Source organism: Flavobacterium pisciphilum (genome assembly GCF_020905345.1).
Classification (GTDB): domain Bacteria; phylum Bacteroidota; class Bacteroidia; order Flavobacteriales; family Flavobacteriaceae; genus Flavobacterium; species Flavobacterium pisciphilum.
In genome coordinates, this window is the sequence record NZ_JAJJMO010000001.1 from 43,812 (window position 1) to 66,495 (window position 22,684).

Below are 22,684 nucleotides of genomic sequence, written 5' to 3' on the forward strand. Positions count from 1 at the left end.
TAAAATGCAATTGTTAAAAAATATACTCCATGCAAATAGACTATTTAAATGAATATTTAGAATACAATGATAGCGATATTGAATTAGAATTCTATTTAAGAATTAATGCAGAATGGAATGAAGAAAGTTACAATAAGCTATTTAATATTTTAATGTCATTTTTTGAATTGTGCAAAAAAGAAAGTGAAATTCCGAAAGATTTGGATTATTTTTTTACAAACACAATAGATCGAATTATTGGAATTTTATCAAATCCAATTTTCACACAAAATAATTTAATTGAACTCAATAATACAGATTATAAAAAACTAATTTTAGGCAAAATAGATACACTGAAAAAATTGAAATCAATTTATGAAAAACGTCTTTTTTTAAAATATTATTTTTTTTATGGGTATAATAATCCTTTATCTCAATGGTATAATTCTACTTTTATCATAGATAATTTGAACTTCAATTCGACTGAACAATGGATGATGTATTCAAAAGCCAAATTATTTAATGATCATGAGAAAATGAATGAAATCATTAAAGAACCTAATCAGAGTCGTCAACGAAAATTAGGTAGGCAAGTAAATGGTTTTAAAGAAAATATATGGATTGAGAAAAGAGAAGAAATTGTACGAATTGGGAATCTAGAAAAATTCATTCAAAATAAAGAATTGTTTTTTTTTCTAAAAAATACTAACAAAATGATTTTAGCAGAAGCAAGCCCAGTTGATCTAATATGGGGTATTGGATTTTCTATAAATGATCTGGAAAGATTCGATAGTTCTAAATGTAGAGGTTTAAATTTGCTAGGGAACATTTTAATGGAGGTTAGAGAAAAATTATAAATAATTGCACTAACTACGCAAATTTCTGGCTTGTAATTAAAAAAAAATAAAACAAAACCCGCTAAATTAGCGGGTTTTGTTTAGTAGCTAGTAGTTCTTTGAAAAAGTTTAGCATCATAAAATAATTATGTATTTAGACTAGTATAAGTTAATAATGAGAAATGCAATGTAGTTTGGGAAACAGATTATGATATTTATGGAGGCTTAAGTTGTAATTTAAGTATGTGACAATGAATTAATTCTTAATTGATTTTTTTCAAATCCCGACTGTAATTCAGAAGAAACAAAAAGTTGTAAATCTTCTTCTTTATAATCTCTGTATTGAAATCCTATTGTTTGTTTTGGTGTGAAACCCAAAACAACTTCGTCAAATATAAAATCTGCAAAAGTGCTAATAACAGCATCCAGTTTGATTTCGTTCTGAGAGAAAATCTCAACAATATGTAGAGCTTGTTCTTCTACTTGTACTACAACAGCGCAATTTAATTCTTCAATGTAATAGATAGCATCTTTAAAGCCCATTTCGGGGTATGAATAGCAGTAAAAAAAACTTAAGCCTTTACTCTTAGTCTGGAATTGACTATTTGCAACGGAATTTTCTACTAGTGTTTCAAACAAATTAAAATCTTTTTTATTTTCTAAATCTAGTTTTCGTTTTGTATGTTTTTGAATAAGCGCTGTATTCTTTTTGGTTTGAAAATGTTCAAACTCAGACACTGGAACAAGACCAAATTTTGGATAATACTCCAATACTGTATCGTTGGCGAATAAAAAAGCACCTTCAATTTTGTCTTTGAAATCAGCTGTTATACGTTCCATCAAAAATCGATTTAAGCCTTGTTTCTGATAGTCTTTATCGGTCATTACAGTACCCAATTGCATCACTGTTTTTTCTTCTTTTATGAACAAACTTACAGTTATATGGGATACAATTTTATCTCCATCAAATAATGAATATATGATGCAGTTTTCATCCCAAAAGCCCGATTGGTAGTAGTTTTCAAAATCAAAATCCCAGAAATCTTGTGTCATTCGATTAAATTCTAGTCGAAGCTTTTCATGCTGTTGGTATTGTTTATATAAAGTGTAATTTTTATCTTTTATTTTTATGTTTTCTGTCTTCATTTATTTTACTGTTAATGAATGTGTCTGTTTGGTATCTTACTTTCCAATCCGTACTAAGAAAAGCATGTTCTAAAAGTAAAAAAGCTGCCTCGAATAGAGACAGCTTTTTTATTTATTTTAGAAAAAGGTATTATACTTTTTCTTTCATGATCTCTTCTACAATTTCAGGATTCAATAATGTCGAAATATCACCAAAGTTTGAATAATCTCCTTCGGCTATCTTACGTAGAATTCTACGCATGATTTTTCCAGAACGTGTTTTTGGTAAACCTGATACAAACTGAATTTTATCTAGTTTAGCAATCGGACCGATGTGGTCTGAAATGTATTGGTTGATTTCTTTACTTAAGTTTGCTCTATCTCTGTATTCTCCTGTTTCTTTTAAGATTACAAAGCCATATAATGCATTTCCTTTAATATCATGTGGGAATCCAACAATTGCAGATTCTGCAACAGCTGGGTGTTCGTTAATAGCATCCTCAATTGGAGCTGTTCCTAGGTTGTGACCTGAAACAATTACAACATCATCTACTCTACCTGTGATTCTGTAGTATCCTACTTCATCTCTTAATGCTCCGTCTCCTGTAAAATATTTACCTGGGAATGCAGAGAAATAAGTGTCTTTATAACGTTGGTGATCTCCCCAAATTGTTCTAGCGATTCCTGGCCATGGAAATTTGATACATAAACTTCCAACAACTTGGTTTCCTTCAATTTCATTTCTCTTATCATCCATTAAAACTGGCTGAATTCCAGGAAGTGGCAAAGTTGCATAAGTAGGTTTTGTAGGTGTTACAAAAGCAATTGGTGAAATCATGATTCCTCCAGTTTCTGTTTGCCACCAAGTATCTACTACTGGACATCTTTTATCTCCTACGTGGTCATTGTACCAGTGCCAAGCTTCTTCATTGATAGGCTCCCCTACTGATCCAATTACCTTAAGTGATTTTAAAGGATATTTTTGAACGTAATCTAAGCTTTCTTTTGCCAAAGAGCGTATAGCTGTTGGTGCAGTATAAAACTGAGTTACTTTGTGTTTTTCGATAATTTCCCAAAAACGGCTAAAATCTGGGTAAGATGGAACTCCTTCAAAAATTACAGTAGTTCCTCCATTTAATAATGGACCATATAATATGTACGAGTGACCTGTTATCCAACCAATATCGGCAGTACACCAGAAAATATCATTTTCCTCATGACTAAATACGTTTTTAAATGTATATGCTGTGTAAACCATATAACCTGCAGTGGTATGAACCATTCCTTTAGGTTTTCCTGTTGAACCTGATGTGTATAAGATAAATAACGGATCTTCTGCATCCATGATTTCGGCAACATTATAATCTAATGCGGCGTCAAGAAGTGGTTGTAACCATTGGTCACGTCCTTCTTTCATTTTTACTTCAGTTTTGGTTCTTTTGGCAACCAAAACATTGGTAACACATGGACAAGTTTCTAATGCTTCATCAACAATTCCTTTTAAATCAATAGTTTTATTACCTCTATATCCTCCATCAGAAGTGATAACCATTTTACATTGGCTATCGTTTATTCTTGCCGTTACTGCTGATGCTGAAAATCCTGCGAATACAACTGAATGGATTGCCCCTATTCTTGCGCATGCTAAAACTGAAACTGCCAATTCAGGAATCATTGGTAAGTAAATACAAACCCTGTCTCCTTTTTTTATTCCTTGTTCGCGTAAAACATTCGCCATCTTTGAAACTCTCTCATATAACTCATTATAAGTAATATGTACTGAGCTTTCTGAAGGGTCGTTTGGTTCGAATATTATTGCTGTTTTTTCTCCTCTTTTACTTAAATGTCTGTCGATACAGTTTTTGGTAATGTTTACTTTTGCTTCAGAAAACCATTTAACCTCTGCATCTGCCATATTAAAATCGACAACTTTTTCCCATTGTTGGTACCATGTGAAATTTTCTTCTGCTATTTTTCCCCAAAATTTTCTTGGCTCACGAACAGATTTATTGTAGTGTTTAAAATATTGTTCTAAATTTTCAATTTTGTAATAACTCATTGTTTCTCAATTTTTTTTATAAAAGTATTAAATCTCTTTCTATTCTTAAAACTATTTAATTTATTAATTATGACAAAAAATTGCAATATACGTTTAAAATACAGCAATTAATTTGCATTTATTTAAAATTTTGTAATTACTGGGTAAATTTACTTAGTATAAAAAAAGGCATGATAAATAATATCACACCTTTAGTCTTAACAAGATTAACAACAATTAATTTTAGTGCCACAAAACATTGATTTAGATAAATATGAATCAATCATTTTTATTCTTTCGATTGTATAAGTAGGGCAATAATTTTATCTTCTGTATCTTAGAATAGGCTCACTATTTTTGAAAATAGCAGCAACATTATTAATTTAATTAGAGAATAAAAGATAAGTTTGACCATTTCTTTTATTAGGTATTACTCCACTTAACTACTTGCTCATTTTTAGTTAAGTGAAAGTAATATGCATCCATATCCATACTATCTTAATAAGTGCTTACTAATTCAAAATATTATATAAAAACAGAGATACAGCGCAAACTTCAACATAGGTTGAAATCCCAAATTTAATTATCCAATTTTTTTCATTGCAGTCATTGATTCTCTCAACCATGCTCCTACTTCTTCGATAGGGTGTTGACGAATGCTTTTGTTTACTGCAATTAGTACTGCATTATCAACCTCATTTGAAGCTGAGAATGGTTTTCCGATTACATTTGTATCAACTGTTTTTATGAAATTAGTCAATAACGGTTTGCAAGCGTGATCAAATAAATAACAACCATATTCGGCAGTATCCGATATAATTCTATTCATTTCGTATAATTTCTTTCTTGCAACTGTGTTTGCAATCAAAGGTAATTCGTGTAATGATTCATAATATGCTGATTCTTCAATGATACCAGCTTCTGTCATAGTTTCAAAAGCCAATTCTACACCAGCTTTAACCATGGCAATCATTAATACTCCATTATCAAAATATTCTTGTTCAGTAATAGCAGCAGTTGTTGGAGCTGTTTTCTCGAAGTTTGTTTCTCCTGTTGCTGCTCTCCATGATAACAAATTAACATCATCATTAGCCCAGTCAATCATCATGTTTTTAGAGAATTCTCCTGACATGATATCATCTTGGTGTTTTTGGAACAACGGACGCATAATGTCTTTTAGTTCTTCCGCAATTTCGTAAGCTTCGATTTTTGCAGGATTCGAAAGACGATCCATCATATTGGTAATTCCACCATGTTTTAGAGCTTCGGTGATCGTTTCCCAACCATATTGGATTAGTTTTGATGCATATCCAGGTTCGATTCCTTTTTCTACCATTTTGTCAAAACATAAGATAGATCCTGTTTGTAACATTCCGCAAAGAATAGTTTGCTCTCCCATCAAATCCGATTTTACTTCGGCAACAAATGAAGATTTTAAAACTCCTGCTTTATGGCCTCCAGTTGCAACAGCGTATGCTTTGGCTTGATCCAAACCTAAATTATTAGGGTCGTTTTCTGGGTGAACAGCAATTAATGTAGGTACACCAAATCCTCTTTTGTATTCTTCACGAACTTCTGAGCCAGGACATTTAGGAGCACACATAATTACAGTAATGTCTTTACGAATTTGCATTCCCTCTTCCACAATATTGAACCCGTGAGAATATGCTAGTGTTGAATCACTTTTCATTAAAGGCATAATTGCTGTAACTACAGCTGTATGTTGTTTGTCTGGTGTAAGATTACATACTAAATCTGCCGTTGGAATTAATTCATCATAAGTACCTACTTTAAAACCATTTTCGGTAGCATTTTTATAAGAAACTCTTTTTTCTGCAATTGCATCTGCACGTAAAGCATAAGAAATATCAAGACCTGAGTCTCTCATGTTTAAACCTTGGTTTAATCCTTGAGCGCCACAACCAACTATAACTACTTTTTTTCCTTTTAAAGCAGCAATTCCATCAGCGAATTCTGATTGCTCCATAAATTCGCAAACGCCTAATTGTTCTAATTGTAATCTTAGCGGTAATGTGTTAAAATAATTTGCCATTTTTTAGTATTAATTTTTTATTTATGTTTTAATTCTTCTAGTAATGTGGATACTTCCATTTTTTCTTTTGAAACAGAAATTCTTCCTGAGCGTACAAATTGCATAATCCCGTATGGTTTTAATTTATTATGTACTTCTTCTATTTCTGAGCGTCTTCCTGATTTTGAAATCACAAAAAAATCACGCGAAACGGTTACAATTGTAGATTGGCTTTCTTTGATGATATTCTGAATCTGTTTTTCATCAAACAACAAATTTGAGTGTATCTTGAATAAAGCATTTTCTAAATAAATAGTCTCCTCGTCAGTGTGATAAAAAGCCTTTATTACCTCGATTTGTTTTTCGATTTGACCTACAATATTCTTAACCCATTTTTCTGTTGTTTCTACAACTATTATAAATCTTGAAACTTTGTCTATTTCTGATTCTGAAACGTTTAGACTTAGTATGTTGATGTGACGCTTTAAGAATATTCCTGATATTCTATTTAATAAACCCACATTGTTTTCTGAGTATACCGAAATGGTAAATGTTCTATTTTCCATATTTATTTTTTTAAAGTTTTTCTTGTTTCAAGTTTCAAGTTGCTCAACTTGAACCCTCAAACTTTAAACTTTTTCTTTAGCTTAATCTGATATCAGAAACGGAAGCTCCTGTTGGAATCATTGGGAATACATTATTTTCTTTTTCAACCATAACTTCTAAGAAATAAGCGTCTTTTGAAGCAAGCATTTCTGCAACAGCTGCATCTAAATCTTCTCGTTTTGTTACTTTTTTTGCCTTGATATAATATCCTTCAGCGATAGCAACAAAATTTGGATTAATCATTTCTGTAGAAGCATATCTGTTATCAAAAAACAATTCTTGCCATTGACGTACCATTCCCAAAAATTCATTATTTAGCACCACAATTTTTACTGGGACTTTAGTTTGAAAGATGGTTCCTAATTCTTGAATAGTCATTTGGAATCCTCCATCACCAATAATGGCTACAACTTCGCGATCTGGTTTTCCCATTTTTGCTCCAATTGCAGCTGGCAAAGCAAACCCCATTGTTCCTAAGCCTCCTGAGGTAACATTACTTTTGGTTGAATTAAATTTGGCATAACGACAAGCAAACATTTGGTGTTGCCCTACGTCTGAAACAATTATTGCATCACCTTTTGAGTGTTTGTTAATCATTTCCATAGCTTCGCCCATTGAGATGCCTGGTTTTGATGGGCTTAATTCTTCTTTTATAACTGAATCAAATTCTATTTTATGTTTTTCTTTGAATTCATTATGCCAAGCCTCATGTTTATTGTCTTCGATTAGTGGAAGTAATGCATCTAATGCTTCTCTCACATCTCCTAAAACTGCAACTTCTGTTTTTACATTTTTATCAATCTCAGCTGGATCAATATCAAAATGAATCACTTTTGCTTGTTTTGCATAGGTTGCTAAATTTCCTGTAACACGATCATCAAAACGCATTCCCAGTGCAATTAGCACATCACACTCATTGGTAAGTAAGTTTGGCCCATAATTACCATGCATTCCTAACATTCCTACGTTTAATGGGTGGTCTGTTGGCAAGGCTGATAAGCCTAGAATTGTCCAACCTGCTGGAATTCCAGATTTTTCAATGAAAGCTTTTAATTGTTGTTCGGCCTGACCAAGAATGATTCCTTGTCCAAAAACGATAAATGGTTTTTTTGCTTTATTAATTAGTTCGGCAGCAGCAGCAACTTTGTCTAATTTTAATTTAGGTACTGGAGTATAACTTCTGATTCCTGTACATTTTTTATAGCTGAATTCGAATTCATCAAATTGAGCATTTTTGGTTATATCGATCAAAACTGGACCCGGACGGCCTGATTTTGCGATATAAAATGCTTTTGCAATAATTTCTGGAATCTCTGAAGCTTCGGTAACTTGGTAATTCCATTTTGTAACCGGAGTTGAAATTCCAATGATATCAGTTTCCTGAAAAGCATCTGAACCTAACAGGTGCTTCCCTACTTGACCTGTAATACAAACCATCGGTGTAGAGTCGATTTGTGCATCGGCAATTCCTGTAACTAAATTTGTAGCTCCCGGACCAGATGTAGCAATTGCGATTCCTACTTTACCCGTTGCTCTTGCATATCCTTGTGCAGCATGTGTAGCTCCTTGCTCATGACGTACAAGAACGTGGTGTAATTGATCTTTAAATTTGTATAATTCATCGTAAACAGGCATGATTGCTCCTCCCGGATATCCATAAACCAAGTCTACTCCTTCTTCTAATAAGCATCTAATAACGGCTTCGGCGCCTGATATTTTAGTTGTTCCCATTTGGTATTTTTATTTTTTAGAATTTGAAGCTTCATTTTACTATCAAATTCATTTTATGTCGATTATTTATCGGTAACGCAACCTGTTGATGCGCTTGAAACTGATCTTGCATATTTAAGCAAAACTCCTTTTGACGCTTTTAAGGCTGGCTGAATCCAGTTGGCTTTTCTTTCGTCAAATTCTGCGTCAGAAATTTTCAGGTTGATTGTATTTTTAATAGCATCAATGGTAATTAAATCTCCATCTTCTACTAAGGCTATACCCCCACCATCGTATGCTTCTGGTGTCATGTGTCCTACCACGAATCCATGCGAACCTCCAGAGAATCTACCATCTGTGATAAGTGCAACGCTACTTCCTAATCCTGCTCCAATAATAGCCGACGTTGGTTTTAGCATTTCAGGCATCCCTGGACCACCTTTTGGCCCGCAATACCTAATGACGACCACATCACCCGGTTTTACTTTTCCGGCTTGAATACCCGGAATAACATCAAATTCACTTTCAAAAACGACAGCAGTTCCTTCAAAATACTCTCCTTCTTTTCCGCTTATTTTGGCAACTGCTCCTTCTGAAGCTAGATTTCCGTATAATATCTGGATATTTCCAGTTGGTTTTAATGCTTTTTGGATTTCAAAAATCACTTCTTGTCCGTCGTTTAAATCTGGTACTGAAGCTAGATTTTCGGCTACTGTTTTTCCTGTTACTGTTAAACAATCTCCATGTATAAATCCTTCTTTTAATAAATATTTCATTACTGCTGGCACACCTCCTACATCATGTAAATCTTCCATCATGTATTTACCACTTGGTTTTAAATCGGCAAGTACTGGTGTTTTATCACTAATTCGCTGAAAATCTTCTAAAGTAATTTCAACATCAACTGAATGTGCCATTGCTATTAAGTGCATTACTGCATTTGTAGAACCTCCTAAAACGGCTACAAGTGTAATAGCATTTTCAAAAGCCTTATGAGTCATAATATCTCTTGGCTTGATATCTTTTTCTAATAATACTCTGATTGCTTTTCCCGCTTCAAGACACTCCTGTCTTTTTTCGTTGCTTAAAGCAGGATATGAAGAGCTAAATGGCAAACTCATACCTAAAGCTTCAATTGCTGATGACATGGTGTTAGCAGTGTACATTCCGCCACAAGCTCCAGCTCCTGGACAAGCATTTTGAATCACACCTTTAAAATCTTCGTCAGTAATCGTGTTTTGGAATTTTTTTCCTAATGCTTCAAATGCTGAAACAATATTTAGAGATTCTCCTTTCCATTTTCCTGAGTGAATTGATCCTCCATAAACCATAAGTGCTGGACGATTTACTCTTCCCATTGCGATTAAGGCTCCTGGCATATTTTTGTCACAACCTGGAATAGCAATTAAACTATCGTACCATTGTGCTCCCATAACAGTTTCAATAGAATCAGCAATAACATCACGAGAAACTAATGAAAAACGCATTCCGTCTGTACCATTTGAGATACCATCACTTACGCCTACAGTATTAAAAATTAATCCGACTAGATCAGCATTTCCTACTCCCTTTTTAACATCTTTTGCTAAATCGTTCAGGTGCATGTTACAAGTGTTTCCTTCATACCCCATGCTTACAATTCCAACTTGTGCTTTTTTTAAATCTTCTTCAGTTAGACCAATCCCATATAACATTGCTTGTGCTGCTGGTTGTGTTTGGTCCTGAGTAATGACTTTGCTGTACTTATTTAATTCCATTATGTGTTTTTTGTATTTTCGTAATTTTAATTTTATTCAAAAAAAAAACCTTCCAGTATTTGGAAGGTTTATAATATTATTTTTCAATTATATTTATAGCACTCCCTTATGTATATGTGATTACCACATTGACATTAATGACAGAAATAATAATAATTGAAATTCTCATGTTCTTTTTTTAGATGTGCCAAATATATAAAAACTAATACTACTAAAAAAATAAAATCTCAACATTTCAATCTCTTCTTGTGATTAATATCATGAATTTAACATAATACCTTAAACAATCGTAGATTGTCCGATATGTACGTTATCATTATTGAAATAAAGCAAGTCATCTTTGCTTAAAATAAAATTTGAGACAAATTCGCCAACTTCATTTGTTCCGAATTTTGAATCTGGTTTTAAATCAGTTGTTACTACTTGATATTCTATTGCTTTTTCTACTGCTTCGTATACCTTATTTGCTTCTTTAAAAAGACCAAAATGCTCTAATAACATCGCGGCCGATAATATTGATGCAATAGGATTTGCAATGTTTTTTCCTTTTGCTTGTGGGTAAGATCCGTGAATAGGCTCAAAAAGCGCATTCTTTCCTCCTAATGATGCTGAAGCCAATAATCCAATTGAACCTGTAATTACACTTGCCTCATCAGATAGAATATCTCCAAATAGGTTTTCTGTCAAAATAACATCAAACTGTTTTGGATTAAGGATGATTTGCATTGCAGCATTATCTACAAATAGAAAATCTAAAGCTACATCTGGGTAATCCTCACTTACCGTTTTTACAACTTTTCTCCATAATCTAGAAGTCTCAAGTACATTGGCTTTATCAACCATAGTTACTTTTTTGCGACGATTTTGTGCTGCTTTAAAAGCTAAATGTGCAATTCGTGTAATTTCTTCTTCTGAATATTCACATAAATCAGATGCATGTGTTCCTGCTTCGTTTAGTTTTTTCTCACCAAAATAAGCTCCACCAGTTAATTCTCTGAAAATAGTAAAGTCGGCACCTTCAATAATCTCTCTTTTTAAAGGAGATGCGTCTAACAATGCTTTGTATGGTTTTATCGGACGGATATTTGCAAACAAACCAAGTTCTTTACGCAGTTTTAATAATCCTTGCTCCGGACGAACTTTTGCATTTGGATTGTTATCATATTTTGGATCTCCGATTGCACCAAATAAAACAGCATCAGTATTCAGGCAAAGGTTTAAAGTTTGCTCTGGTAATGGATTTCCTGTTTTGTCGATTGCAATTGCTCCCATAAGGGCATCTTCAAAAACAAATTCATGATTGTACACCTCGCCTATAGCATATAATGCTTTTTTGGCCTGTAATATTACCTCTGGTCCGATTCCGTCCCCCGATAAAACTGCTATTTTCAAATTCATAATGCCTCGTTCTTTATGTATTTAAATCTTATTTTTTTATAGTTAGTTTCTAACTAATTCACTTTCTATTTTACAAGCTTCAATAATTTGATGAATATCATCATCGATTACTTCTTTTTTGATATCTGCGAATCTTAAAAATTCTAGATATATAATGTCTAATTGTACTTTAGTAAGTTCATAACCTACTTTTTTAGCTCGGTATGCTAATGCTGCTCTACCACTTCTTGCTGTTAGTATAATTGATGATTCATTTACTCCTACATCTAGCGGATCCATGATTTCGTAAGTGGCTCTGTTTTTAATTACACCATCTTGGTGAATTCCTGAGCTGTGTGCAAATGCATTTGCTCCTACTATCGCTTTGTTTGGTTGTACTATCATTCCCATACTTTCAGAAACTAAACGGCTCATTTCGTTTAACTGACGCGTATTGATATTAGTATCTAAGTTTAGATAAGGATGTTGTTTAAATATCATTACCACTTCCTCAAGGGCAGTATTTCCAGCTCTCTCTCCAATACCATTAATAGTACATTCTATTTGTCTTGCTCCATTTATAGCTCCTGCAATTGAGTTTGCTGTTGCCATTCCTAAATCGTTATGACAGTGGCAAGAAAGAATTACATTTTCTATTCCTTTTACGTTTTCTTTTAAATATTTAATTTTTGCTCCGTATTCATCTGGCAAGCAATATCCTGTTGTATCAGGGATATTAAGTACTGTTGCTCCTGATTTTATTACTTCTTCGCAAACTTTTGCAAGGAAAGCATTATCCGTTCTTCCAGCGTCTTCTGCATAAAACTCTACGTCCTCTACATATGATTTAGCATGTGATACTGCAAATTTTGCTCTTGCGATGATATCTTCTTTTGTTGTGTTTAATTTATGGAGGATGTGTGAATCTGAGGTTCCGATTCCAGTATGGATTCTAGGTTTTTTGGCATGTTTTAGTGCTGCTGCGGCAACATCAATGTCATTTTTTACAGCTCTTGTAAGACCACAGACGGTGGCATTCTCTACAATTTTGCAAATCTCAGAGACTGATAAAAAATCTCCTGGGCTAGACACAGGAAAACCAGCCTCAATGATATCAACTCCCATTTCATCCAGGCGTTTTGCTATCACTAACTTTTGTTTTGTATCTAACTTACATCCTGGGACTTGTTCGCCATCTCTTAAGGTGGTGTCAAAAATTTGAACTTTCTCTCTATTCATTTTAATATATTTAATGTAATTTCACATCCTGATAACAAACATATATTGTATTACTTAAGTACCAAATTCATTATAATGAAAATATACTGTTCATAACACAATTTAAAAGCTATCAACTATCTAAATATCAATAAATTACATTATTATATTTTACAATGGCTAACCATCAAAAAGATTTTTTATTTGTATTAATAAAATCCCTCTCCAAATCCGAAAAAAGACAATTTAAGATTTTTGCTAGTCGATTAGAGACAAGCTCAAATACAAAATTTATCGAACTTTTTAATATTTTAGACAAATCTGAAGTCTATGATGAGAAGCTTATTTTGAAAAGTGGTATCATTAAAAAAGTACAATTATCTAATCTTAAATCGTATTTATACAAGCAAATCTTGGTTAGCATTCGCTTGAATATCCCTAGTCAAAACATTCGTTATCAATTGCGTGAGCAAATTGATTTTGCAGCAATCTTATATAATAAAGGGTTGTATAAACAGAGCTTGAAGATCTTGGATAAAACCAAGTTGCAAGCATTGGAGAATGATGAAAAGTATATGGCGTATGAAATTGTTGAGTTTGAGAAATTGATTGAGTCTCAGTATATCACACGAAGTATTCAAGGCCGTGCAGACGAATTGGTGATTCAAGCCAAGGAATTAAATTATCGCAATACCATTTCTAGTAAACTGTCTAATTTATCCCTACAATTATATGGTATAATGCTGAAAACAGGTTATGTAAAGAGTGATGAAGAATATAAATATATTGATGATTATTTTAATAAACATATCTCCAAATTAGACGAAAGTAAGTTTGGTTTCCGTGAAAAATACTGGTTTTATAATGCCAACTTATGGCGCAGTTTCTTGGTTCAGGACTTTTTAGCAAGCTATAAATATTCTTATAAATGGGTTACATTGTTTTATGATAATCCTAATATGATTTACCTGAATCCTGTATTCTTTTTAAAAGGGAATAATTATTTCTTGGAGTCACTTTATATGTTGAAATACAAATCGAATTTCAAGAAATATTTGACTTTATTTGAAGAAACGATCAATGACCCACGTTTTCCAGTTAATGACAATGTAGCTTCACTATCATTCTTGTATTTGTACAATAATAAACTGAATTACCATATCCTTGATGCTTCTTTTGCCGAGAGTGAATACTTGATTCCTGAAATTCTGGATAAAATTAAGTTACATAGCGAGCATCTTGATGAGCATCACGAGATGTTGTTTTTCTATAAAATTGCTTGTATTTATTTTGGTAACGAGAAGTATAATGAATCTATATTTTATTTAGAGAAAATTATAAATAACAAAAATCTTTCGATGCGCGAGGATTTAATGTGCTTCTCTCGAATATTATGTCTTATTGTTCATTACGAATTAGGGAAAGATTATTACTTAGAGAATCAATTGAAAAACACGTATAAGTTTTTATTAAAAATGAATGACTTACACGAAGTGCAAAAAGAGATTATTAAGTTCTTAAAAAACTTGAATAATTTTTATCCTAATGATATAAAGAAGGAATTTATAAAGATGCGCGAGCGTTTTATTGAGCTTGAAAAAAACACTTACGAAAAAAGAGCTTTTTTATATTTAGACATTATTTCGTGGCTTGAAAGTAAAATTGAGAATCGGAAAATTGCTGATATCATGAAGGAGAAAGCAAAACTTATTAATAGATAATTCTTTTTAGGTTCTAAGTTGCTAAGGGACTGAGGTTCTAAGAGAGTGGTATTGTTTTTTACTGCACCCAAAAATAGTATATAACTTTTTTGGGGCAGTCTAAAATTGAGCTTTTTTATTATTTTATCTGCAATAGCAGCAAGTAGATGTTCCTTGTAAACAAACATCACCTCTACCTGGCGTATTTGATAGTACCCCTCCTGCTTCTCCACATAATCTATCACACAAACCGATTGTTGGATTTACATAAGGAAGAAGACCTCCGAATATAGATTTTTGAGCATTTTTAGACACAATTTCAATGTTTTTTAGGTTTTTTAAATTTTTCATAATTGTATAATTTGATTTTTTCCTACTCTTTAGCTTTTCGGATTACGCTTTTTCAATCGGTTAGTAATTAAGAGTTTACTACTGTCTAAATTAAAAAAATAAATCATAATTCTGTTTAAATTAATAGAAATAAAAAATATAAGTCATTCATTTTTAAATATTTGAATGTATTTGCTGGGGTTGGCTATAGAATCAATAACCAAACATTAGCTTTGAGTTATGACCAATAAAAAAGGCTTCCGTTGTATTGGAAGCCTTTCGTTATAAAGATTGTGTCGTTACTTATTTTGTGATGTCCATTTCGGCAACATAAAAATTAATGTCAACTTTTAAATCTGTTTTTCCAGAATCTACTTTAAGATTAGCCCATTCTGTAGTTGGTTTTAACCAAGTTTCAACACCATTTAAAGTAACTTTTATTGGCATATTAAATCCAGCTACAGCATTAGACCAACGGTATCCTAATTGATTGTCTTTAAAGTAATGCTCTAATGTAGGTATCATTGTTGATCTTAAATATTGATCAAAAACAGGAGATAAATTCATTCCAGCTTCTTTGCTCATATATCCTTCTATTTGCTGTGTTGTAACGGTTTGATGGTAAAAGGTACTGTTTAAGCCTCTTAAAATGCCTCTCCATTTTTCATCATTATTTACAAGTTGGCGTATGGTGTGTAGCATATTGGCTCCTTTTTGATACATATCTCCAGAACCTTCATTATTTACATCATAATTACCAATGATTGGTTTGTCGTTGCGAATGGTTTTTCGGCATCCTCTCACATATTCTGCGCCTGCATCTTTACCGTAATAGTATTCTACAAAAAGGCTTTCGGAATAGTTCGTAAAACTCTCATGAATCCACATATCAGCAATATCTTTATAAGTAATATTGTTTGCAAACCATTCGTGTCCTGATTCATGAATAATAATAAAGTCAAATTTTAATCCCCAGCCTGTTCCACTTAAATCACGCCCTTTATATCCGTTTTTATAATCGTTTCCATAAGTTACGCTACTTTGGTGCTCCATTCCTAAATAAGGTGCTTCGACTAGTTTATAGCTGTCTTCGTAAAATGGATAAGGACCAAACCAATGCTCAAATGCTTTAAGCATTCTTGGAGCATCTTTAAATTGTATTTTGGCTTTGGCTAAGTTTTCTCTTAACACATAATAATTACAATCTAGATCACCTTTTTCTCCTTTATATTTTTCTGAGAAATTAACGTAATCACCAACATTTATGTTTACTCCATAATTATTAATTGGGTTTGCAACATACCAGTTAAAAGTTTTTGTACCGTCTTTTAATTTTTGAACGCTTTGTAAACGACCATTTGAAACATCTGTTAAATGCCCCGGAACGTTTACACTAATAAGCATATTTTCAACTTCGTCATACATATGGTCTTTATTAGGCCACCAAACGCTAGCTCCTAACCCTTGACATGATGAAGCGATGAAATCATTTCCTTTGCTATCTTTTTTCCAAGTTATACCTCCATCCCAAGGTGGACGTACAGCAACTTTAGGTTTTCCTCCAAAAAATACTTTTATTTCTTTTACTTCACCTACTTTTTGGTTTGCTATTAATTGAATAAAAAAGGCATTTCCCTCTCTTTCAAACTTCAATTCCTTACCATCTTGGATTACTTTGTAGATATCCATTGGTTTTTGCAAATCGATTTGCATTTTGTTATAATCCTGCAAAACGGTATATCTAATTGTGTTTGATCCCGTAATAGTGCTATCTTTTGGGTTTACCTTTACATCTAGATGGTAATATTTTAAATCCCACCAAGCTCTTTCTTTGGTAATGCTCCCGCGTAAGGTGTCTTGTCTTGTGAAGGCAGTTTCAGACTTATTAAGAAGCCCTTGTGCACCTGCATTATTAAAAATAAATGCAGCGAAAAAAATAGCGCTAAAATATTTTTTCATGAATAGTAGTTTTGGATTATCGATAATTTTCTTTGTAATTTTTTTTATTTCAACAAATGTAACTAATCGAATTAAATTCATGTCAATTTCAATTTTCAAATTATTGAATTTAATTATTGTCATCTAAAATTTCTTGTTTATTTTAGCAATATCTAAAGCTATAAGTCTAATTATGAAATACTCTCGTTTATTTTGCTGTGTAGTTTTTCTTTTTTTCTTTTCATCTTATTCGCAAACTTTTCCTATTCATAGAATAACAAATTCTATAGCGATTGATGGAGATTTATCAGATTGGAAGACTCCTTTTATAGGACCATTTGTTATTCATAATTCTGGACTAAAAGCAACGCAGGAAACGTATGTTTCTCTTTCATGGGATGATAAAAATCTTTATCTAGCTTATAAGAGCAAAGATTCAAAAATTGTTGGTTCGACAAAAAAGAATGATACACAGCTATTTAAAACAGATGACTTAGTTGAATTGTTTCTTGATCCCGATGCAGATTCTCAAAACTATATCGAGATTGGTGTGAATGCTTATTCGAGTAATTATGATATGATTATTCACTGTATATCGCCTTCATGTGGTGGTTGGGACACTGATATTTCATTGGATATTCTAGGAATGAAAACCGCCAGTAAAATTACTTCTGACGGTTATGATGTCGAAATTATGATTCCGTTTTCTAGCCTTACTTCTATTAAAGACGCAGGTTTTACAATTCCTGTTGTTGGTACAAAATGGAAAGGAAATCTTTTTCGAATTGATTACGGTACTAAAACCGAATATCAAGCAATTGCTCCTTATAGTGGTTCGGAATATGGATTTCACAAACCAGAACAATTCAAGACTTTTGAGTTTATGGAGTAAATACTCCTCGTCGAGTATTTATTATATAGTTTATTTCTTTTACTAGGTGTATTTATTTTACAGTATAATATTTAAGTTCTTCTTCTGATAAATACTTAAAAAAATCATTCTCTTTTTTCATCTTATTAATTTCAGTAGAGGATTTCTTTTTTTGAAAGTACATATTTTGTAAAAATCTATCATTTAAATCTCCGTAGCAACTATATGTTTCTAAGAACATCGAAATTCCTTTTTTTAGAACTGGCGCTTTTGGGAATTTTAGAAGCATGAATGTACTAACTGTATTATCTTTTTTAACAAATAATTCTCCTGTACTTTGGTTAATTACTGAATACTCAGTCTTACTTTTTTCTAAAAAGAGAATTAACTTCTGACCCACTTTCAATTTTTCTATTCTACGGTCACACGTCCACTCATCCCAAATTGTTACATAGATTTTTGGAGTTGATTTTCCTTTTATGTATTCATTTATTGTGAATTCGTATTTTCCTTTTATAATTTTTGTGACTGACCCCTCGACAATTAAATCGGCTTTTGAAATAACAATTGAGTATGACAAAATGTTTTTTTTGTAATCAAAATTAAAAGAAGGAATTATAAATAAAAATAAAAAGGCAAACAACTTCATCGATTTTTTATACTAAAGTAAACTTTTTTTTGAAATAAAATATTCTAGCCCTGATAGTAGCGGTATCCTTTATACTTTTTCTTTAAAAATATAAAGATATAGCGAATAGCAGGAACAGCTCCTTACAATAGTTCAGAATATGGATTTCATCAACCTACTCTCTTCAAGTCTTTTGAGTTTATGGAGTAAATACTCTCCATAGATTGCTTGTTGTAGATGTGTCTTAATGTCAATATTTTAAAATCTTGTTATCTTAATTTTTTTAATTTATCAACTCCCTTAAATAGGAATAATAGGCCAACCACAAGAACGATAATACTATAACGCATAATTTGCCCATCTGTTAAGAAATAATAGATTATACTAAATGCTATTAAAAACACACCCAAATTTCTCGCGATTTGAGCATTTTTTATGTGCTCCTTTTTTGCAAACCTGTTAACGTTCTCCAGTTTAAAATCTAAATCAGATGGTACTTCTATTTTATTTTCTAAAATGGTTGCCAATATAAGTGAATAGTTATGGCTTGTATAGAAAGCATTCATTTTATTATCAAATTTTCCGTTTCCTAAAACGGTTTCTATCATATCTTCTAATACTAAAAGTACTTCCTCGTGGCTTAATTCTTCATTTTTTAAAAACTTTGTCTTGATTATCTCTAAATCCATAGTATCCTTTTTTGCAAATATTGCAAAACAGTTCCATTATTTAGTTTGAATTAACAAGAATTTAGATTTATTTTTTTGTTATTTTTGACGGTTTTTTAATACGTTTATCACATCGTTTAATTGAAAACCTTTGGCTTGCAATAGTATAAGGTAGTGAAAAAGCAAATCGGCACTCTCGCTTAAGAATAAATCATCATTATCATCTTTGGCTTCAATAACTACTTCTACGGCTTCTTCTCCTACTTTTTGTGCAATTTTATTAATCCCTAATTTGAATAATGAAGCAACATAACTTTTTTCTGAATCTGCATTCTCTCTTCTTGATTTGATTGTATTTTCAAGATCAGAGATGAATCCATAAGTAGTCTTATTTTCTTCTTGCCAGCATGTATCAGCTCCTGTATGACAGGTTGGTCCTTCGGGTTGTACCTGAATTAATAATGTGTCATTGTCGCAATCATTTTTGATACTTTTTAAGTGTAAAAAATTGCCACTCTCCTCACCTTTTGTCCACAATCGTTTTTTGGTACGGCTATAGAAAGTTACCTTTTGAGTTTCTATGGTTTTTAGGTATGCTTCTTCGTTCATATAACCCAGCATCAAAACGTTTTTAGTTTCGCTATCTTGAATTATTGCAGGGATTAACCCATCGTTATTTTTTGAAAAATCTATATTCATATCTTTTAGTCTAAAGTCTTATTTGCTTGAAATTCTTCGAATTTTTGCGTTATTATGTATTTCAGTTCGTTAAAAGGAATTTTTAGTCCATTGGGAGAAATATTCACAGGAGATCCCGTTTCTTTAAAATTCATTTTTAGTAATCTTTTCTTAATTGGATTGGTTACTCTATTAATATATTCTTCTGGTTTTTTCAGATAAATAGTTACTGACTTTTGATTTAAAAATTCTCTGTGATCAATAATCATAACGTCAGACCAAAGAATTCTTCCTATTGAAACTCCTGAAGAATTATCGATAATCCCAATGTTATCGATAATGACTCCAGGCTTCTTATCGAATATTTTTTTTGCAAAAAAGTAAATCCCGAATCCTCCCATTAAAACGCCTAATATTGAGGCTACATTTTTTATAATGAAATTTCCAAATAAAGGATTGCTCACTTCGGGTTGACTGGTTAATATCCAAAGACTTATTGCTAAAAATAAGACGGAGAAAAATAATAACATTATTAATTTCTTTTTGCTTAGTGCAACTTCTACCCTGTCTTTGATTTCCATATTTAATAATTTAAAGTCTAACTTCTATTTTATTGTTTCTAAGTTCTTGTTTTAAGTCTTTGATTTCAATCTCTTTAAAGTGAAAAACGCTTGCTGCTAGTGCTGCATCAGCCTTACCTTCTTTAAAAGTATCTACAAAATGCTGTATGTTTCCTGCTCCACCCGATGCGATAATCGGAATATTGACTAATGTCGAAAGTGTAGCTAAAGCCTCGTTTGCAAATCCGTTTTTTGTTCCATCATTATCCATTGAGGTAAACAAAATCTCCCCTGCGCCACGTGCTGCAACTTCTACAGCCCAATCGAATAAGTTTAGTTCCGTTGGAACCTTTCCGCCCACTAAATGCACAATCCATTGTCCATTGATTTGTTTAGCATCTATGGCGACAACGACACATTGACTGCCAAATTTTTGAGCTAAATCATTAATTAACTGCGGGTTTTTTACCGCAGAGGAATTAATAGATACTTTATCGGCTCCGTTATTTAGTAAAACAGCAACATCATCTACTGATGAAATACCGCCACCAACAGTAAACGGAATATTAATTGTTGAAGCTACTTTTCGAACTAAATCAATCAATGTTTTTCTTCTTTCTTCGGTTGCCGAAATATCAAGAAAAACCAATTCATCAGCACCCTCATCGGAGTATATTTTAGCCAATTCTACTGGATCTCCAGCATCACGTAAATCTACGAAATTTACTCCTTTTACAGTTCTTCCGTTCTTTATATCAAGACAAGGAATGATTCTTTTTGCTAACATTTATAGTAAGTATTAATTATTAAGGATGAAGTATTAAGTATTAAGTATTGAGTTTTTTAAGATTGTTCTTTGTGCTTATTATAATACTTTTTACCAATTTTAAAACTTCGATTCCATCATTATTCATGCTTGAAAATTCTTCTTGGGAAATATAATCTGTTGCGTGTAAAAGCTCTAACCAATATAAAGTTTCATCTGCTTCTTTTTGAGAAATTCCCATTTTATGAATGAAATCGGCTTTGCTTTCTGCATTTTTTGCCTCCCTTATATTTGCCCCGATAGAAGTTCCTGACCGAAGTATTTGCTTACTCATAACATATTCACCTCTACTATTTAATATTTTATAAAAATTAACTATTCTTATTGCAAAAGAAAAACTTTTACTTCTTATAACATCTTTATCCGCATTCATATTTCATACTTAATAATTACTACTTAATACATAGCTTTCCAATTGTTTTAATGAAATTCTTCCTTCGTAAATTGCTTTTCCGATGATTGTTCCTTCACAACCTAATTCGGCTAGTTTGGGTAATTCATCAAATGTTGAAATTCCACCAGAAGCGATTAGTTTTATTTCTTTTGCTTCTGCCAAAATCTTTGCATACAAATCAAAACTTGGACCTTCAAGCATTCCGTCTTTGGCGATATCAGTGCAAATAACGTATTGAATTCCTTTGCTTTGATAATTCTGAATAAACGGAATTAAATCTTCATTAGAATTTTCTAACCAACCCGAAACGGCTACTTTCTCATTGTTTGCATCAGCACCAAGAATTATTTTATCAGCACCATATTCGACAATCCAGTTTTCGAATAGTTCTCTGTTTTTTACTGCAATACTCCCGCCAGTAATTTGATTTGCACCACTTTCAAAAGCAATTTTCAAATCGGCATCGGATTTTAATCCACCACCAAAATCAATTTTCAGGCTGGTTTTTGTAGCAATTTGTTCCAGAATTTTATAATTCACGATTTGACTTGATTTTGCCCCATCTAAATCAACCAAATGCAGGTATTCTATTCCATGTGCTTCAAATGATTTGGCTACTTCAAGTGGGTTTTCATTGTATATAATTTTAGTATTGTAGTCACCTTTTGATAAGCGAACACATTTTCCTTCAATGATATCTATGGCTGGTATTATTCTCATTTATTTTTTATTTAAAGTTTTAAAAATTAATAATTTACTGGGCTTAATCATTCAAGCTTTAAATTTTTAATTATTCAATTTAAGAAAATTTCCAAGGATTTTCTCTCCCACATCTCCACTCTTTTCTGGGTGAAATTGGGTTCCGTAAAAATTGTTTTTCTGCAAAGCCGATGCGTATTCTACTTCATAATTAGTAGTAGCTATTGCATTTTTGCAAAGTGGTGCATAAAAACTATGTACCAAATACATATATTCGTTTTCATTAATTCCTGCAAACAATGGTGATTGCAAATTGTAAATTGTGTTCCAGCCCATTTGAGGCACTTTTACTGATGGTGTAAATTTTATTACATCTACATCAAAAATCCCTAATCCAGACGTATTTCCTTCTTCAGATGATTTGCACATTAATTGCATTCCTAAACAAATTCCTAGAACGGGTTGTTTTAAATTCGAAATCAAACCATCTAAACCACTTTCAATCAATTTTTTCATTGCAGAACTTGCCTCGCCAACACCAGGAAAAATAACTTTATCTGCTGCTTGTATTTCGTCAGGGTCATTACTCAAAATGGCTTTAAATCCCAATCTTTCGATGGCAAACATAATGCTTTGAATATTTCCTGCACCGTAATTTATAATTACTATTTTCATTAAAAAAAATTTAAGTCGTAAGCCGTAAGCTTTAGGTCT

21 protein-coding genes are annotated in these 22,684 nt (G+C 32.2%); 3 read left to right on the top strand and 18 right to left on the bottom strand.

The genetic code is table 11. The features are described from left to right. Positions 1 to 29 precede the first annotated feature (29 nt). Positions 30 to 836, top strand: a complete 807-nt coding sequence (gene ybiA / locus LNQ49_RS00210; RefSeq protein WP_229986784.1) for a riboflavin biosynthesis intermediates N-glycosidase — start codon at positions 30 to 32, stop codon at positions 834 to 836. A gap of 216 nt (positions 837 to 1,052) precedes the next feature. Here ybiA and LNQ49_RS00215 read toward each other — a convergent pair whose 3' ends face one another. From LNQ49_RS00215 to LNQ49_RS00250, 8 genes are all read right to left on the bottom strand, one after another. Next, positions 1,053 to 1,961: a GNAT family N-acetyltransferase gene (locus tag LNQ49_RS00215; protein WP_229986785.1), complete on the bottom strand. Its 909-nt coding sequence runs from the start codon at positions 1,959 to 1,961 to the stop codon at positions 1,053 to 1,055. Positions 1,962 to 2,091: 130 nt separating this feature from the next. Beyond that, the gene (gene acs / locus LNQ49_RS00220) at positions 2,092 to 3,999 is read right to left on the bottom strand and encodes an acetate--CoA ligase (RefSeq protein ID WP_229986786.1); all 1,908 of its coding nucleotides are present in this window, start codon (positions 3,997 to 3,999) and stop codon (positions 2,092 to 2,094) included. Between the two features lie 562 nt (positions 4,000 to 4,561). Further along, positions 4,562 to 6,031 (bottom strand): ketol-acid reductoisomerase, encoded by a 1,470-nt coding sequence (ilvC, locus tag LNQ49_RS00225; RefSeq protein ID WP_229986787.1) that lies wholly within the window; start codon positions 6,029 to 6,031, stop codon positions 4,562 to 4,564. A gap of 17 nt (positions 6,032 to 6,048) precedes the next feature. Next, positions 6,049 to 6,576, bottom strand: coding sequence for an acetolactate synthase small subunit (ilvN, locus tag LNQ49_RS00230; RefSeq protein WP_229986788.1), 528 nt, complete (start codon positions 6,574 to 6,576; stop codon positions 6,049 to 6,051). A gap of 76 nt (positions 6,577 to 6,652) precedes the next feature. Further along, on the bottom strand, positions 6,653 to 8,347 hold the full coding sequence (gene ilvB, locus LNQ49_RS00235; RefSeq protein WP_229986789.1) for a biosynthetic-type acetolactate synthase large subunit: 1,695 nt from the start codon (positions 8,345 to 8,347) through the stop codon (positions 6,653 to 6,655). Positions 8,348 to 8,409: 62 nt separating this feature from the next. Then, the gene (gene ilvD, locus LNQ49_RS00240) at positions 8,410 to 10,083 is read right to left on the bottom strand and encodes a dihydroxy-acid dehydratase (protein WP_229986790.1); all 1,674 of its coding nucleotides are present in this window, start codon (positions 10,081 to 10,083) and stop codon (positions 8,410 to 8,412) included. Positions 10,084 to 10,362: 279 nt separating this feature from the next. Then, a complete protein-coding gene (leuB, locus tag LNQ49_RS00245) occupies positions 10,363 to 11,481 on the bottom strand; it encodes a 3-isopropylmalate dehydrogenase (protein WP_229986791.1) in 1,119 nt (372 codons plus the stop codon). A 42-nt stretch (positions 11,482 to 11,523) separates the two neighbouring features. Continuing rightward, positions 11,524 to 12,699 (bottom strand): 2-isopropylmalate synthase, encoded by a 1,176-nt coding sequence (locus LNQ49_RS00250; protein ID WP_229986792.1) that lies wholly within the window; start codon positions 12,697 to 12,699, stop codon positions 11,524 to 11,526. A gap of 155 nt (positions 12,700 to 12,854) precedes the next feature. Here LNQ49_RS00250 and LNQ49_RS00255 point away from each other — a divergent pair, with 155 nt between their 5' ends. Then, positions 12,855 to 14,399: a hypothetical protein gene (locus tag LNQ49_RS00255; protein ID WP_229986793.1), complete on the top strand. Its 1,545-nt coding sequence runs from the start codon at positions 12,855 to 12,857 to the stop codon at positions 14,397 to 14,399. A gap of 123 nt (positions 14,400 to 14,522) precedes the next feature. Here LNQ49_RS00255 and LNQ49_RS00260 read toward each other — a convergent pair whose 3' ends face one another. After that, entirely contained in the window at positions 14,523 to 14,729 is a 207-nt protein-coding gene (locus LNQ49_RS00260; RefSeq protein WP_229986794.1) for a hypothetical protein, read from the bottom strand. 282 nt (positions 14,730 to 15,011) lie between these two features. Further along, positions 15,012 to 16,667, bottom strand: coding sequence for a M1 family metallopeptidase (locus LNQ49_RS00265; RefSeq protein WP_229991302.1), 1,656 nt, complete (start codon positions 16,665 to 16,667; stop codon positions 15,012 to 15,014). 172 nt (positions 16,668 to 16,839) lie between these two features. Here LNQ49_RS00265 and LNQ49_RS00270 point away from each other — a divergent pair, with 172 nt between their 5' ends. Further along, complete coding sequence (locus LNQ49_RS00270) at positions 16,840 to 17,538, top strand: carbohydrate-binding family 9-like protein (protein WP_229986795.1); 699 nt, start codon at positions 16,840 to 16,842, stop codon at positions 17,536 to 17,538. Between the two features lie 52 nt (positions 17,539 to 17,590). On the opposite strand, the gene LNQ49_RS00275 is transcribed toward LNQ49_RS00270, so the two are convergent. The 8 genes from LNQ49_RS00275 to hisH form a co-directional block, all read right to left on the bottom strand. Next, positions 17,591 to 18,097: a hypothetical protein gene (locus tag LNQ49_RS00275; protein WP_229986796.1), complete on the bottom strand. Its 507-nt coding sequence runs from the start codon at positions 18,095 to 18,097 to the stop codon at positions 17,591 to 17,593. Between the two features lie 317 nt (positions 18,098 to 18,414). Next, on the bottom strand, positions 18,415 to 18,834 hold the full coding sequence (locus tag LNQ49_RS00280) for a hypothetical protein (protein WP_229986797.1): 420 nt from the start codon (positions 18,832 to 18,834) through the stop codon (positions 18,415 to 18,417). Positions 18,835 to 18,912: 78 nt separating this feature from the next. After that, positions 18,913 to 19,512: a bifunctional phosphoribosyl-AMP cyclohydrolase/phosphoribosyl-ATP diphosphatase HisIE gene (gene hisIE, locus LNQ49_RS00285; protein ID WP_229986798.1), complete on the bottom strand. Its 600-nt coding sequence runs from the start codon at positions 19,510 to 19,512 to the stop codon at positions 18,913 to 18,915. Positions 19,513 to 19,517: 5 nt separating this feature from the next. Continuing rightward, positions 19,518 to 20,072 (bottom strand): STM3941 family protein, encoded by a 555-nt coding sequence (locus tag LNQ49_RS00290; RefSeq protein WP_229986799.1) that lies wholly within the window; start codon positions 20,070 to 20,072, stop codon positions 19,518 to 19,520. A 10-nt stretch (positions 20,073 to 20,082) separates the two neighbouring features. Beyond that, positions 20,083 to 20,838: an imidazole glycerol phosphate synthase subunit HisF gene (gene hisF / locus LNQ49_RS00295; protein WP_229986800.1), complete on the bottom strand. Its 756-nt coding sequence runs from the start codon at positions 20,836 to 20,838 to the stop codon at positions 20,083 to 20,085. A gap of 40 nt (positions 20,839 to 20,878) precedes the next feature. Next, the gene (locus tag LNQ49_RS00300; RefSeq protein WP_229986801.1) at positions 20,879 to 21,250 is read right to left on the bottom strand and encodes a four helix bundle protein; all 372 of its coding nucleotides are present in this window, start codon (positions 21,248 to 21,250) and stop codon (positions 20,879 to 20,881) included. Between the two features lie 9 nt (positions 21,251 to 21,259). Next, the gene (gene hisA / locus LNQ49_RS00305; protein ID WP_229986802.1) at positions 21,260 to 21,991 is read right to left on the bottom strand and encodes a 1-(5-phosphoribosyl)-5-[(5-phosphoribosylamino)methylideneamino]imidazole-4-carboxamide isomerase; all 732 of its coding nucleotides are present in this window, start codon (positions 21,989 to 21,991) and stop codon (positions 21,260 to 21,262) included. Between the two features lie 66 nt (positions 21,992 to 22,057). Next, positions 22,058 to 22,645 (bottom strand): imidazole glycerol phosphate synthase subunit HisH, encoded by a 588-nt coding sequence (gene hisH, locus LNQ49_RS00310; RefSeq protein ID WP_229986803.1) that lies wholly within the window; start codon positions 22,643 to 22,645, stop codon positions 22,058 to 22,060. Between the last annotated feature and the right edge of the window lie 39 nt (positions 22,646 to 22,684).

What these genes read in the sequence shown, in the direction of transcription:
- hisA (WP_229986802.1), bottom strand. Translation starts at nt 21,991, where the DNA reads ATGAGAATAATACCAGCCATAGATATCATTGAAGGAAAATGTGTTCGC.
- ilvN (WP_229986788.1), bottom strand. Translation starts at nt 6,576, where the DNA reads ATGGAAAATAGAACATTTACCATTTCGGTATACTCAGAAAACAATGTG.
- ilvD (WP_229986790.1), bottom strand. Translation starts at nt 10,083, where the DNA reads ATGGAATTAAATAAGTACAGCAAAGTCATTACTCAGGACCAAACACAA.
- LNQ49_RS00290 (WP_229986799.1), bottom strand. Translation starts at nt 20,072, where the DNA reads ATGGAAATCAAAGACAGGGTAGAAGTTGCACTAAGCAAAAAGAAATTA.
- hisF (WP_229986800.1), bottom strand. Translation starts at nt 20,838, where the DNA reads ATGTTAGCAAAAAGAATCATTCCTTGTCTTGATATAAAGAACGGAAGA.
- leuB (WP_229986791.1), bottom strand. Translation starts at nt 11,481, where the DNA reads ATGAATTTGAAAATAGCAGTTTTATCGGGGGACGGAATCGGACCAGAG.
- ilvB (WP_229986789.1), bottom strand. Translation starts at nt 8,347, where the DNA reads ATGGGAACAACTAAAATATCAGGCGCCGAAGCCGTTATTAGATGCTTA.
- LNQ49_RS00250 (WP_229986792.1), bottom strand. Translation starts at nt 12,699, where the DNA reads ATGAATAGAGAGAAAGTTCAAATTTTTGACACCACCTTAAGAGATGGC.
- LNQ49_RS00270 (WP_229986795.1), top strand. Translation starts at nt 16,840, where the DNA reads ATGAAATACTCTCGTTTATTTTGCTGTGTAGTTTTTCTTTTTTTCTTT.
- LNQ49_RS00215 (WP_229986785.1), bottom strand. Translation starts at nt 1,961, where the DNA reads ATGAAGACAGAAAACATAAAAATAAAAGATAAAAATTACACTTTATAT.
- ybiA (WP_229986784.1), top strand. Translation starts at nt 30, where the DNA reads ATGCAAATAGACTATTTAAATGAATATTTAGAATACAATGATAGCGAT.
- hisIE (WP_229986798.1), bottom strand. Translation starts at nt 19,512, where the DNA reads ATGAATATAGATTTTTCAAAAAATAACGATGGGTTAATCCCTGCAATA.
- LNQ49_RS00265 (WP_229991302.1), bottom strand. Translation starts at nt 16,667, where the DNA reads ATGAAAAAATATTTTAGCGCTATTTTTTTCGCTGCATTTATTTTTAAT.
- ilvC (WP_229986787.1), bottom strand. Translation starts at nt 6,031, where the DNA reads ATGGCAAATTATTTTAACACATTACCGCTAAGATTACAATTAGAACAA.
- LNQ49_RS00260 (WP_229986794.1), bottom strand. Translation starts at nt 14,729, where the DNA reads ATGAAAAATTTAAAAAACCTAAAAAACATTGAAATTGTGTCTAAAAAT.
- LNQ49_RS00255 (WP_229986793.1), top strand. Translation starts at nt 12,855, where the DNA reads ATGGCTAACCATCAAAAAGATTTTTTATTTGTATTAATAAAATCCCTC.
- hisH (WP_229986803.1), bottom strand. Translation starts at nt 22,645, where the DNA reads ATGAAAATAGTAATTATAAATTACGGTGCAGGAAATATTCAAAGCATT.
- LNQ49_RS00300 (WP_229986801.1), bottom strand. Translation starts at nt 21,250, where the DNA reads ATGAATGCGGATAAAGATGTTATAAGAAGTAAAAGTTTTTCTTTTGCA.
- LNQ49_RS00280 (WP_229986797.1), bottom strand. Translation starts at nt 18,834, where the DNA reads ATGGATTTAGAGATAATCAAGACAAAGTTTTTAAAAAATGAAGAATTA.
- acs (WP_229986786.1), bottom strand. Translation starts at nt 3,999, where the DNA reads ATGAGTTATTACAAAATTGAAAATTTAGAACAATATTTTAAACACTAC.